The organism is Stenotrophomonas sp. 01N47, assembly GCF_056399165.1.
In genome coordinates this window covers 442,809-456,361 of the sequence record NZ_JBFTQU010000005.1, presented here as the reverse complement: position 1 = coordinate 456,361, position 13,553 = coordinate 442,809, and the positions used below count along the sequence as shown (strand labels likewise).

General features: G+C 67.1%; 7 protein-coding genes and 1 tRNA gene. 7 read left to right on the top strand and 1 reads right to left on the bottom strand.

What is annotated here, in order from left to right:
• Window positions 1–79: 79 nt before the first annotated feature.
• The 5 genes from alaS to AC1DKR_RS11845 all read left to right on the top strand — a co-directional run bounded on the left by alaS (window position 80) and on the right by AC1DKR_RS11845 (window position 8,923).
• Window positions 80–2,728, top strand: coding sequence for an alanine--tRNA ligase (gene alaS / locus AC1DKR_RS11865; protein ID WP_223494784.1), 2,649 nt, complete (start codon window positions 80–82; stop codon window positions 2,726–2,728).
• A gap of 148 nt (window positions 2,729–2,876) precedes the next feature.
• A complete protein-coding gene (gene csrA / locus AC1DKR_RS11860; protein ID WP_025878924.1) occupies window positions 2,877–3,080 on the top strand; it encodes a carbon storage regulator CsrA in 204 nt (67 codons plus the stop codon).
• A gap of 78 nt (window positions 3,081–3,158) precedes the next feature.
• A tRNA-Ser gene (locus AC1DKR_RS11855) sits at window positions 3,159–3,251 on the top strand.
• A gap of 288 nt (window positions 3,252–3,539) precedes the next feature.
• Entirely contained in the window at window positions 3,540–8,270 is a 4,731-nt protein-coding gene (locus AC1DKR_RS11850) for an ATP-dependent helicase (protein ID WP_478032989.1), read from the top strand.
• A 170-nt stretch (window positions 8,271–8,440) separates the two neighbouring features.
• Window positions 8,441–8,923 (top strand): LuxR family transcriptional regulator, encoded by a 483-nt coding sequence (locus AC1DKR_RS11845; RefSeq protein ID WP_099842256.1) that lies wholly within the window; start codon window positions 8,441–8,443, stop codon window positions 8,921–8,923.
• Between the two features lie 57 nt (window positions 8,924–8,980).
• Here AC1DKR_RS11845 and aceE read toward each other — a convergent pair whose 3' ends face one another.
• Complete coding sequence (aceE, locus tag AC1DKR_RS11840) at window positions 8,981–11,653, bottom strand: pyruvate dehydrogenase (acetyl-transferring), homodimeric type (protein ID WP_478032985.1); 2,673 nt, start codon at window positions 11,651–11,653, stop codon at window positions 8,981–8,983.
• Between the two features lie 272 nt (window positions 11,654–11,925).
• Between aceE and AC1DKR_RS11835 the strand changes: the two genes are divergently transcribed.
• Window positions 11,926–12,441, top strand: coding sequence for an RNA polymerase sigma factor (locus AC1DKR_RS11835; RefSeq protein WP_025878928.1), 516 nt, complete (start codon window positions 11,926–11,928; stop codon window positions 12,439–12,441).
• Window positions 12,438–13,475 (top strand): FecR family protein, encoded by a 1,038-nt coding sequence (locus AC1DKR_RS11830; RefSeq protein ID WP_478032981.1) that lies wholly within the window; start codon window positions 12,438–12,440, stop codon window positions 13,473–13,475. Before AC1DKR_RS11835 ends, AC1DKR_RS11830 begins: the two co-directional genes overlap by 4 nt.
• Window positions 13,476–13,553: the final 78 nt, after the last annotated feature.

Below are 13,553 nucleotides of genomic sequence, written 5' to 3'. Positions count from 1 at the left end.
TTTGGAGTTTCGGCGGTCCGTTCGACCCTGGCCACTGCGGCCGGCGGCACGGGCCCCGGCCCGCAGACTGCCAGCCCCCATGAACGCATCCGCCAAATTCACGACATCCCAGATCCGCAGCGACTTCCTTGAATTCTTCAAGGGCAAAGGCCACACCATCGTGCCGTCGGCGCCGCTGGTGCCGGGCAACGATCCGACCCTGCTGTTCACCAACTCCGGCATGGTGCAGTTCAAGGACGTGTTCCTGGGCGCGGAAAAGCGCAGCTACGTTCGCGCGGCCGACGTCCAGCGCTGCCTGCGTGCCGGTGGCAAGCACAACGATCTCGACCAGGTGGGCTACACCGCCCGCCATCACACCTTCTTCGAAATGCTGGGCAACTGGTCCTTCGGCGATTACTTCAAGAAGGATGCGATCGCCTGGGCCTGGGAGCTGCTGACCCAGGTCTGGAAGTTGCCGGCCGAGCGCCTGCTGGTAACGGTCTACCAGACCGACGACGAGGCCTACGCACTGTGGCGCGACATGATCGGCATTCCGGAAGACCGGATCGTCCGCATCGGCGACAACAAGGGCGCGCCGTTCGCCTCGGACAACTTCTGGCAGATGGCCGATACCGGTCCCTGCGGTCCGTGCACCGAGATCTTCTACGATCACGGTGACCATATCGCCGGTGGCCCGCCGGGCTCGCCGGACGAGGACGGTGACCGTTTCATCGAGATCTGGAACCTCGTCTTCATGCAGTTCGATCGCCAGCAGGACGGCACGCTGATGCCGTTGCCGGCGCCGTGCGTGGACACGGGCATGGGCCTGGAACGCCTGGCTGCGATCCTGCAGCACGTGCATACCAACTACGAAATCGACCTGTTCCAGGCGCTGATCCGCAAGGCATCGGAGCTGACCGGCACCGCTGATCTGGAAAACAAGTCGCTGCGCGTGATCGCCGACCACATCCGCGCCTGTTCGTTCCTGATCGTCGATGGCGTGCTGCCGTCCAATGAAGGCCGCGGCTACGTGCTGCGCCGGATCATCCGCCGCGCACTGCGGCACGGCTGGATGCTGGGCGTGCGCCAGCCGTTCTTCAGCAAGCTGGTGCCGACCCTGGTCGAGCAGATGGGCGAGGCCTACCCGGAACTGCCGGCGCAGGCCGATACCGTGGTGCGTGCCCTGCAGGCAGAAGAAGAGCGTTTCGCCGAGACCCTCGACTCGGGAATGAAGATCTTCGACGACGTTGCGGCCAAGGTCAGCAATGGCGTGATCCCGGGCGTGGACGCGTTCCGCCTGTACGACACCTACGGCTTCCCGCTCGACCTGACCCAGGACATCGCCCGCGAGCGTGACCTGACCGTGGACATCGACGGCTTCAACGCCGCGATGGAGACGCAGCGCGAGACCGCGCGTGCCGCCGGCAAGTTCGGCGGTGGCGTGACGCTGTCGGCCGATCTGGTCGCCACGCTCAAGCCGACTGTCTTCCTGGGCTATGACCGCCTGCAGGCCGACGGCCTCGGCGTGGTCGCGATCCTCAAGGATGGCCGCCCGGTGGAAACTGCCCAGGCCGGCGACGAGGTCATCGTGCTGACCAACCAGACTCCGTTCTACGCCGAGTCCGGCGGCCAGGTCGGCGACACCGGCACCTTGTCCGCTGCCGGCGTACAGCTGCAGGTGAGCGATACCCAGAAGTTCGCGGGCCAGTTCCATGGCCACGTCGGCAAGCTCACCCAGGGCAGCCTGAAGATCGGTGACGTGCTGTCCGGCCAGGTCGATGGCGAGCGCCGTGGCGCCACCATCCTCAACCACTCGGCGACCCACCTGCTGCATGCTGCCCTGCGCGAAGTGCTGGGCACCCACGTGCAGCAGAAGGGCTCGCTGGTAGCGCCGGACCGCTTGCGCTTCGACTTCTCGCATTTCCAGCCGATCAGCGCCGAGGAACTGGCGATCATCGAGCGCAAGGTCAACCAGCAGGTGCGCGCCAACAACGCCGCCGAAGTGCACAACATGGGCATGCAGGAAGCGCTGGACTTCGGCGCGATGGCCCTGTTCGGCGAGAAGTACGGCGAGAACGTGCGCGTGTTGAAGATGGGCGACTACTCCACCGAGCTGTGTGGTGGTACCCACGTCAACCGGACCGGTGACATCGGTCTGTTCAAGATCACCTCCGAAGGCGGCGTCTCGGCCGGTGTGCGTCGTATCGAGGCCGTCACCGGCCAGGGCGCGCTGGACTACGTGGATGCCGAGGAGGCCCGTCTGGCCGAGGCCGCCGAGCTGCTGGGTGGCAGTGCTGCCGACGTGGTCGAAAAGATCCGTGCGCTGGGCCTGCGCCAGAAGCAGCTGGAGCGCGAGCTGGAGGCCGTGAAGGCCAAGGTCGCCGCCGGCGCCACCGCCGACCTGTCCGGCCAGGCCGTCGAGGTCGCCGGTGTGAAGGTTCTGGCTGTCCGCCTGGAAGGCTTCGACGCCAAGGCCCTGCGCGATGCCATGGACCGCCTGAAGCAGCAGCTGGGCGACGCGGTGATCGTGCTGGCCGGTGCCCAGGACGGCAAGGCAGCCTTGGTCGCGGGCGTGAACGGCAGTGCAATGGGCAAGGTCAAGGCCGGGGAACTGTTGTCCCATATCGCCGGTCAGATCGGGGGCAAGGGCGGCGGACGCCCGGACCTCGCCCAGGGTGGTGGCGAGGACGGGCCCGCCCTTGCCACCGCGCTGGCTGCGGTCGTCGAATGGGTCAGCCCCCGCCTGTGATGAACCCCTGCCGTCCCCCTCCTTGTAGGAGCGGGACGGCTGACGGTACCATTGCGAATCTTTTCCCTTTGTCGTGGGCGCGCTTCTTGACGAAGCGTCAAGCCGGTGGGGGATACCCTTCCACACGGTTCCATGGAGACTTAAAAAAATGTTGATCCTGACTCGCCGCGTCGGCGAAACCCTGATGATCGGTGACTCGGTGAGCGTCACCGTGCTTGGCGTCAAGGGTAACCAGGTGCGTATCGGCATCACTGCGCCGAAGGACGTCGCTGTGCATCGCGAAGAGATCTACCAGCGCATCCAGCGTGGTGACGAAGCCGGCAGCACCGGTGGTGAAAATTCTGCGGAATAAGGCTTTACCTTCGCGCGTGATTAACGTTATGATTCACGCCCCGCTGAGGTGCAACGCACCAGACGCGGAGAAAACCCCGGAGCGATGCCCGAGCGGCTGAAGGGGCTCCCCTGCTAAGGGAGTATAGGGTCAAAAGCTCTATCGAGGGTTCGAATCCCTCTCGCTCCGCCAGATGCAAAAGAACGCCCGCAGATCCAGGATCTGCGGGCGTTTTCTTTGTGCGTCGCGTTGACCTGCGGCCGACGATCGCGGTGCTAGGTTCGCACCATGACCGCCGAGCGGAGCACGCGATGACCAGTGCGAAGAAGGCCACCTTCCTGCAGCGACGTCTGGCGTTTCCGTGACGGCAGGATGGCTACGCTCCGGGCCTTTGTTGTCGACCCCGGATCAGCTGCCTGATGCAGCCAGCGCCTGCGAAGGTCCGGCCAACGGGCCGCAGCTGGGTATGATCGACGCATCATGACGCCGCCTGATTCCCCGCAGGACCCGCTGCAGCGCTTCCGTCCGGCGACGCAGGCGTGGTTCCGTGCCGCGTTCGACGCCTCCACGCCGGTGCAGGATCAGGCCTGGTCGTCGATCGGTGCCGGTCAACATACCCTGGTCATCGCGCCAACCGGATCGGGCAAGACACTTGCCGCATTCCTGCATGCCATCGACCAGCTGTTCGCCGAGCGTGATCGGCAAGCGCGTGCAGCGCCGTCGGCCAAGCCGGTGCGGCGCACCCGCGTGCTTTACCTGTCCCCGATCAAGGCGCTGGGCAGCGACGTGCAGCGCAACCTGCAGGTGCCGCTGCAGGGCATCATCGACGAGCGCGCCCGACGCGGCGAGCCGGCGGTGCAGCTGACCGTCGCATTGCGTACCGGCGATACCTCCAGCAGTGAACGTGCAGGCCTGGTGCGGCGGCCGCCGGACATCCTGATCACTACGCCCGAGTCGCTGTACCTGATGTTGACCTCGCAGGCACGCGAGATCCTGCGCGATGTGCATACCGTCATTCTCGATGAAATCCATGCAGTGGCCGGTGGCAAACGCGGTTCGCATCTGGCGCTGAGCCTGGAACGGCTGGATGCGCTGCTGCACGAGCCGGCGCAGCGCATCGGCCTGTCGGCCACGGTGCGGCCGGTCGACGAGGTGGCGGCGTTCCTGGGCGGCGACCGCGCGGTGAGCGTGGTCCAACCCGGCTCGGCGCGGCACCTGCAGATGCGCATCGTAGTGCCGGTGGAAGACATGTCCAGCCTGGCTACGCAGGGCACGCCCGGGGAGCGCGACGGCGGCGCGCGGATCGGCTCGATCTGGCCGCACGTGGAGGCAAGCATTCTCGACAACGTGCTGCGCCATCGCTCGACGATTGTCTTTGCCAATTCGCGTGGCGTAGCCGAAAAGCTGACCGCACGCCTGAACGAGCTGCACGCCGGACGCAGTGGCGAAGACGGCGCAATCCGTGGCGATTCGGGTAACGGGTTGGCCTATGGCTCTTTCACCGGCGGTACGGTCAACCGGGTCTCCGCTGCGCCGGCACTGATTGCACGCGCGCATCACGGATCGGTTTCCAAGGAGCAGCGCGGCGAGATCGAGCAGGCGCTGAAATCGGGTGCACTGCGCTGCGTGGTGGCCACGTCCAGCCTGGAGCTGGGGATCGACATGGGGCTGGTCGACCTGGTGATCCAGGTGGCCGCGCCGCCGTCGGTGGCCAGCGCCCTGCAGCGCGTTGGTCGCGCCGGCCACCAGGTGGGCGGCATGTCCCGCGGTCTGGTGTATCCGCGTACGCGGCGCGACCTGATCGATGCCGCCGTGGTGGTGGACAGCATGCTGGCCGGACGCATCGAGGCCATCGCTCCGCCGCGCAACCCGCTTGATGTGCTGGCCCAGCAGACGGTGGCGGCGGTGGCGATGGAGCCGTGGCAGGCCGATGCCTGGTATGCCCGGGTACGCCGAGCCGCGCCGTACCGCTCACTCCCGCGCAGTGCTTTCGACGCCGTCCTGGACATGCTTTCCGGCCGCTATCCGTCCGAGGATTTCGCCGGCTTCCGGCCGCGGCTGGTATGGAACCGGCAGAGCGGTGAGCTCAGCGCTCGCCCTGGTGCGAAGCAACTGGCGGTTACCAGCGGCGGCACCATTCCCGACCGTGGCATGTACAGCGTGGTGCTGCCTGAAGGAGAAGAGCGGGCCGGATCGCGTCGCGTCGGTGAGCTGGACGAGGAGATGGTCCACGAGTCGCGGGTGAATGATGTGATCACGCTGGGCGCGACCTCATGGCGGATCGACCAGATCACCCACGATCAGGTGGTGGTGACGCCCGCACCCGGACGTTCGGCGCGCCTGCCGTTCTGGCGTGGCGAAGGTGTCGGCCGCCCTGCCGAACTGGGACAGGCCATCGGCGCGTTTCTCGCCGTGATCGAGGCTGACATCGATGGCGGTGACACCCCTTCGAAGGCGCTGCACGCACGCCTGCAGGCTAGTGGCCTGGACGCCAACGCGATCAGCAACATGCTCGGCCTGATCGCCGAGCAGCGGCAGGCCACGGGCGTGCTGCCCACCGATCTGCGCCTGGTGGTGGAACGTTGCCGCGACGAGCTGGGCGACTGGCGGGTGATGCTGCATTCGCCGTATGGCCGCCGCGTGCATGATCCGTGGGCATTGGCGGTGGCAGCACGATTGCGCGAACGCTGGGGCATCGACCCGGCCGTGGTCGCCAGCGACGATGGCATCATCGCGCGGATTCCCGACAGTACCGGGCGCGTTCCGGGGGCGGACATGTTCGTGTTCGAACCGGAACGGTTGCGCCGCACGATCACCGCGGCGGTCGGTCATTCGGCACTGTTCGCGGCGCGCTTCCGCGAGTGTGCCTCGCGCGCACTGCTGTTGCCGCGTCGCACGCCGGGGCGTCGATCGCCGCTGTGGCAGCAGCGCCTGCGCGCCGGCCAGTTGCTGGAAATCGCGCAGGCCCATGCGGAGTTCCCGATCCTGATCGAGACCGCCCGCGAGTGCCTGCAGGATGTCTACGACCTGGATGCGCTGGACGCGCTGATGCAACGCGTTCAACGCGGCCAGGTGCAGTTGCTGGACGTCGCGACCGAGGTGCCTTCGCCGTTCGCGGCCAATCTGCTGTTCGGCTATGTCGCCGAGTTCATGTACGAGGCGGACGTGCCGCTGGCCGAGCGCCGCGCCTCGGTGCTGTCACTGGACAGTGGCCTGCTCGCCGAGCTGCTGGGCCAGGTAGACCTGGGCGAACTGCTGGATGCAGGGGTGGTCGATCAGGTTGAACGTGAACTGCAGCGGCTGGAACCTGCGCGCAGGGCCCATGGCATGGAAGGCGTGTCCGACCTGCTGCGCGAGCTTGGGCCGTTGGCTGCATTGGACCTGGCGCTGCGACTGTCCGATCCGGAATGCGTGGAAGTGCACCTGGCAGCGCTGCAGGCGCAGCAGCGCGCCATCCCGGCTTCAATTGCCGGCCACACGCAGTGGGTCGCCGTGGAGGACGCCGCACGTGTGCGCGATGCGTTGGGTACGGCGCTGCCGGGCGGGCTGCCCGAAGTGTTTCTTGCAGGCATGCCCGATCCCCTCGGCGATCTGCTGGCCCGCCACGCACGTACGCATGCGCCCTTCACCAGCAGGGCGCTGGCCACGCGGTTCGGGCTGGGTGTGGCGGTGGTCGACGGCGCGCTGGAAAGGCTGCAGGAGCAGGGGCGGGTGCTGCGTGGCAATTTCGGCGCAGCGCGGCGACAGCAGGGAAATGAGGGGGGGCATCCGTCGCCGGATGTAGTGCACGAATGGGTCAGCGAAGATGTGTTGCAGCGTCTGCGCCTGCGTTCGCTGCAGGCCGCACGTGAAGCCACCCGGCCGGTGCCACCGGCAGCCTATGTGCGCCTGCTGCTGGAGGGGCAGGGGGTGTTGCTGGAAGGCGGCGCCGGGCGTGCCCGCAATGGTGCCGTAGCGGCCATGCTTGAGGGCAGCGACGGCGTTGCCCGTGTGGTCGAGCAGCTGGCGGGGTTGCCGCTGCCGGTTTCGGTGTGGGAACACCAGGTCCTGCCGGCCCGGGTGCGCGACTACGCACCGGCCCTGCTTGATGAGCTGCTGGCCACCGGCAGGGTGCTGTGGGCCGGGCACGGGCGGCTGGGTGACGACGACGGCCTGGTGTCGCTGCACCTGCAGGAACATGCCGCCGAAACGTTGCCGCTGCTGCCGGAAGCGGATCCGGCGCTACGTACACCGATGCAGGACGCCATCGTGCAGGTCCTGGCCGATGGAGGCGCCTACTTCGCGCGGCAGCTGGCCACGCAGGTGCAGTCACGCCTGGCCGGTAGTGCGGCGGCGGCCGAGGACTTCCAGCTGGCGCTATGGCAGCTGGCCTGGAGGGGCGAAGTGAGCAGCGACCTGTGGTCGCCGTTGCGAGCCCTGGCCGGTGTGCGCCAGCAGCGGGCGCGCGTTGCGTCGGCCTCGCGGCGCACGCGGGGTTTCCGCTTCATGCCGACGCTGGACGCGCGGGCCACGGCGCTGGACCCGGCCATTGCCAGCGGGCCGACCCTGGCGGGGCGATGGTCGTTGCTGCCCCGCGAGCGCAGCAACGACACCGTGCGCGCGCTGGCGCTGGGCGAAGGCCTGCTTGATCGCTACCGGGTGGTGACACGGGCGGCGGCAATGACCGAAGCGGTAACCGGTGGGTTCCCTGCACTGCAGCCTGTCTATCGAGGCATGGAAGATGCCGGGCAGGTCCTGCGCGGCCGCTTCGTGGCGGGGCTGGGCGGAGCACAGTTTGCAGAGCGCGGCACCATCGACCATCTGCGCGAGCTGTCCGAGCGTGTGCCGCGTGAGCTGTCGGTCGTCGCGCTGTCAGCGCTGGATCCGGCCAATCCCTTCGGCAGCCTGCTGCCGTGGCCGCAGCCGGTGGCCGGTGCACGTCCGCTGCGGCGTTCCGGTGCGATGGTGGTGATCGGCAACGGCCGGTTGCTGCTGTACCTGGCGCAGGGCGGGCGGCAACTGTCCAGCTGGATCGAGGGCGGGGCAGAGGATGCGGCCAACACTCTGGTTGCCGCTGCACAGGCCCTGGCCGTGGCATTGCGCCGGGGGCGGCGCCTGTCCTTCACCCTGGAACGGATCAATGATGTGCCGGTGCATCGCGGCGCGCTGGTGGACGCGCTGCGGGCCGCAGGCTTCAGCAACGAGCCGCGCGGGCTGGGATGGAACGGCTGAGCGCGGCGGGATCACCTCGATGAATGCTCACCCCGTGGGGCCTGGCCCCGGATCGGACTGCCGGACTGTGATGCAGTTCGTTACGCGCCTGCCCCGGTGGCTGCAGAGTCCGGGTAGTGTGGCCATCGTGCACGTTGCGCAGACGGTTCTTCAATCGACAGGAGACTCACATGAAGCTGTTTTCTGCTGTGCTGCTGTCCCTTCTTTCGCTGCAGGCATCGACGGCGCAGGCAGCCGACGCTCTGCCTTCGCCCCTGCTCGGCCGCTGGTCGCTGGAGATCGCCACTTCCGCACTCCCTGAGGCACAGCGGCCGCAGCAGGTCGTGCTGGAATTCAAGGATGCCGGTGCGGGCAGGTGGAGCTCGCACGTGGATATCGTCCTGCATGACGGCAAGACCATGAAATCCGACGGTACGCTGGCGCTGGACGGTACGCCTGCGGCGCTGACCGGCAGCTACGGCGCCAACCAGGCAACGCTGAAACTGCCGGCGCCGAACACGCTGGTGATGCAGCTGGTCGATCATGGCGCGCCGGCGTCCACCCGCGTGTACACGGTGGCCGCCGATCGTTCAACGATGACCGAAACCAAGGCCTTCTTCGGCCATGACGGCACGCCGATCCTGCAGACCAACCTGTTCAAGCGGCTGCCGTAGTGATGTGATGCAACGGCACCCGCAGAAGCGTGCTCTGCGGGTGCTGTTGCTGTTCTGTCATGCCGCGGCGGGATCGCGCTTGCCGGTGTCGATGCCGTACCGGTCGATCGCCTGCTGCAGCAGGCCCCGTTCCACATGCCCGTCGTCGGCCAGTGCCTTCAGTGCCGCCAGTACGATGAAGTGGCGATCGACTTCGAAGAACGTGCGCAGCGATTCGCGAGTATCCGAGCGGCCAAAGCCATCGGTGCCGAGTGCGATGAATCGCCGGTCGTTGATGAAGGGGCGGATCTGGTCGCCGACGATCTTCATGTAATCGGTCGCCACCACCACCGGGCCGGCATGGTCCTGCAGGCACTGCTGCACGTAGGGAACGCGCGGCTCGTCGGCCGGATGCAGCAGGTTCCAGCGCTCGGCAGCCAGGCCATCACGGCGCAGTTCGGTCAGGCTGGTGGCACTCCAGACATCGCTTGCGATGGCGAAGTCCTGCTGCAGCAGATCGGCGGCGGCCAGCACCTCGCGCAGGATCGAGCCACTGCCCATCAGCTGCACGCGAGGCTGTGCCGTGCTGTCGGCAGCAGCGGGACGCAGCAGATAGAGCCCCTTCGGGATGCCGGCTTCGGCGCCGTCAGGCAGGGCCGGGTGCGGGTAGTTCTCGTTGAGCAGGGTGATGTAGTAGTAGATGTCTTCCTGGTCCACATACATGCGGCGCAGGCCGTCGTGGATGATCACTGCCAGTTCGAAGTTGTAGGTCGGGTCGTAGGACACGCAGCTTGGAATCACCGAGGACAGCACGTGGCTGTGGCCATCGTCGTGCTGCAGGCCTTCGCCCATCAGCGTGGTGCGGCCCGAGGTGGCGCCAAGCAGGAAGCCACGGGTGCGCGCGTCGGCCGCGGCCCAGGCCAGGTCGCCGACGCGCTGCAGGCCGAACATCGAATAGAAGATGTAGAACGGAATCGTGGCCAGATCGTGGTTGGCGTACGCGGTACCGGCGGCGATCCACGAACAGATTGCGCCGGATTCGTTGATGCCTTCCTGCAGGATCTGGCCGTCCTTGGACTCCTTGTAATAGCTCAGCTGGCCGGCGTCCTGCGGGGTGTACAGCTGGCCCAGGAAGGAATGGATGCCGATCTGGCGGAACAGCCCTTCCATGCCGAAGGTACGCGATTCATCGGGCACGATCGGGATCACCAGCCTGCCCAGTTCGGGATCCTTGAGCAGGGTGGTGAGGATGCGTACGAAGCCCATGGTGGTGGATTGGCCACGATCACCGCTGCCCTGCAACTGCCCGTTGAACGTGGACAGCGACGGCAGCGGCAACGGATCGACCTGGGTCAGCCGTGCCGGCAGCTGGCCGCCCTGCGCCTGGCGACGCTGCGCGAAGTAGAGCGCCTCGGCGCTGCCCGGTTGCGGGCGCAGGTAGGGCATCTCTTCCAGCTGCCCGTCGCTGACCGGCAGGTCGAAGCGGTCACGGAACGCACGCACCGCGTCGGCGCTCATCTTCTTCAGCTGGTGGTTGATGTTCTGGCCTTCGCCGGCCTCGCCCATGCCGAAGCCCTTCACCGTCTTGGCCAGCACCACGCTCGGGCGACCGCTGGTGTTCACCGCCTGCTGGTAGGCGGCGAATACCTTCTGCGGATCGTGGCCGCCGCGTGCCAGTGCCCAAATCTCGTCGTCGCTCATGTCCGCCACCAGCGCCAGCAGTTCCGGGTAGCGCCCGAAGAAGTGCTCGCGCACGTAGGCGCCGCTCTGCGACTTGAAGGTCTGGTAGTCACCATCCACGCACTCCATCATGCGCTGGCGCAGCAGCCCGCTGTGATCGCGTGCCAGCAGCTCGTCCCAACCGCTGCCCCAGATCACCTTGATCACGTTCCAGCCGGCGGCGCGGAAGGTGCCTTCCAGTTCCTGGATCACCTTGGCGTTGCCACGCACCGGTCCGTCCAGACGTTGCAGGTTGCAGTTGACCACGAACACCAGGTTGTCCAGGCGCTCGCGCCCAGCCAGCGAAATGGCCGCCAGCGATTCGGGCTGGTCCATTTCGCCATCACCGAGGAAGGCCCAGACCTTGCGACCCTGGTGCTGCTTCAGCCCCCGGTATTCCAGGTAGCGCATGTAGCGGGCCTGATAGGCCGCCGTCAGCGGGCCCAGGCCCATCGACACGGTGGGAAACTGCCAGAACCCTGGCATCAGCCGCGGGTGCGGATACGAGGACAGGCCCTCGCGTCCGGCTTCGCGGCGGAAGTTGTCCATCTGCTCGGCACTGAAGCGGCCTTCCACGTACGCCCGGCCGTAGATGCCCGGGGCCGAATGACCCTGGATGTAGATCATGTCGCCGTCGAAGGTTTCGGTCCGTCCACGGAAGAAGTGATCGAAGCCCACGTCATACATGACTGCTGCGGATTGGTAGGTGGCGATGTGGCCGCCGACATTGGAATGCCTGCCGGCACGCAGCACCATCACCATGGCGTTCCAGCGGATCATCGCGTTCAACCGCCGCTCGATTGCCAGGTCACCCGGGTACGCGGGCTGGCGTTCGAGCGGGATGGTGTTGGTGTAGGCGGTCCACGCGCGGGTGTGCAGGTCGCCATGCTGCTGCACATCGAGTGCATCGAGCTGGTCCAGCAGATAGTGCGCGCGGGGGCGGCCGCCGGCCTCGATCACCGCCTGCAGGGACTCGCGCCATTCGCGGGTTTCCTGCGGATCGGCGTCGAGAGGGAAGTGTGCCTGGTTCATGCTGCGTCTCCAGAGAGCGCCGGTTCTGCACCTGCACGGCACCGCCGGCAGGGCGACAGCTCTGGAGCGGAGTCGCGCCGGCAGGTCCGTGGCGCGGGGGCGGCCGTGGTGGCTGCCGAGGAGACAAGCGTAGGCGCCGTATCGGCTGGCGGGTAGACGGGCGACGATTGGGTCTGCGCGAACCTTCGCTTGGCCATGCGGCGCTGCAATGCGGATGTCATCGTTGGTGTGCACCCTGCTGGGTTTTCCAGCCTCGGGGTGGTTGGTCGGTTGTGAACAGCGTCAGGATCTGGGAGAAGAGCTACGCCTTGCGGCGCCGCCTGCTGCGTGGCTTCTTCCTTCGGCGTGGTTCACAGGCTGCCGATGCCGAGGACCTGGCCCAGGAGGTCTACCTGCGGCTGCTGCGCAGTACCGGCGAAGATGCCCAGGCGATCGAGAACCCCGAAGCCTATCTGTTCGCGGTGGCGGCCAACCTGGCGCGTGAACAGGCACGCTCGCGCTCCGGCCTGCCGCAGATCGAGGACGTCGACCTGCTGGCCGAGGTGCTCCGCAGCGAGGAGGACATCGAAGCTGATTTCGAGCGGGCGCAGCGCTGGAGCGGAATCCGCGGCGCCATCGCGCAACTGCCGCCGACGACGCGGCGGGTGATGGAGCTGCACTATCGCGATGGGCTGGATTGCCGGCAGGTGGGGGCACAGCTGGATGTGTCGGTGCACATGGTGCGCAAGCACATCGGCAAGGGACTGGATGCCTGCAGGAAGGCGCTCGGCGCCGGGAAGGATGGATGAACCGGCAGGAGCCTGCAGCGATGGATGACGAGGTGGCCGAGCAGGCCGCGCACTGGTTCCTGTGCAACCGCGAGGGTGACCTGAGCGCCGCTCAGCGCATCGAGTTCATGGCATGGATGAAGCGCTCTCCCGAGCACATACGCGCGTACCTGCATGTACTGCACGTGCACCGGCAGGTAGGCGCGGTGATGGTGGCGTACGGACAGGAGCAGGGGGACAGGGCCGCGCTGCCGGAGCTGCCGGCAACGGCGAAAGTCGTGCCGTTGTTTGCCGTACCGGTGCCCGTGCCGCGCGCCGTGGTTGCATCGCGATCACGCCGACCACTCTGGAGGCGGGTGGCTGCGGTGGCCTGCTGCCTGTTGCTGGTGGCCGGACTGGTGCCGTGGCTGATGCCTCGCGAACAGATGCTGATCGCCGGCCACGGGCAACTGCGTGAGGTGGTGCTGGCTGACCGGACGCAGGTGCGCCTGAACGCAGACAGCCGTCTGCGGGTGAACATCGGCTGGTTCAGCCGTCGGGTTGAACTGCTGAGCGGCGAGGCCACGTTTGATATCGCAGCGGATCGCCGGCCGTTCGAGGTGCAGGTCGGCGATCTGCAGATCCGCGACATCGGCACCGTGTTCGATGTGTCGCGCCGTTTGCAGAGCACGCGCATCGGTGTGGTGTCGGGCGAAGTGGAGGTCTGGACCGCCGGCAGCGGGCAACGACGGCTGGCGCAGTTGCCTGCCGGGAAGGTGGTCCAGGTCGATCACCGCAGCCATGCGGTGCAGCCATTGGAAATACCGGTGTCGATGCTGCTGGACTGGCAACAGCGCCGGGTGTCGTTCCGCGATGAGCGGCTGGACGAGGTGGCGGCAGCGTTCAACCGCCACAACCAGATACAGGTGCGGCTGACCGACGACGCGGCGCGGGCGGCGCGCCTGTCAGGCAGCCTGGAAGCGCATCGGGTCGCCGCGCTGCAGGCATTCCTGCAGCGGGACGCACGCTTCGTCATCCGCCGCGAACAGGACACGGTATGGGTCTCCAGCCGCTGATCCCGGTTCGGCGATGGGCTGTCAGAAAAAATTCATCGAATCGGCGTTCTCCACTTCCGCCGATGCCGGCTCTTACTT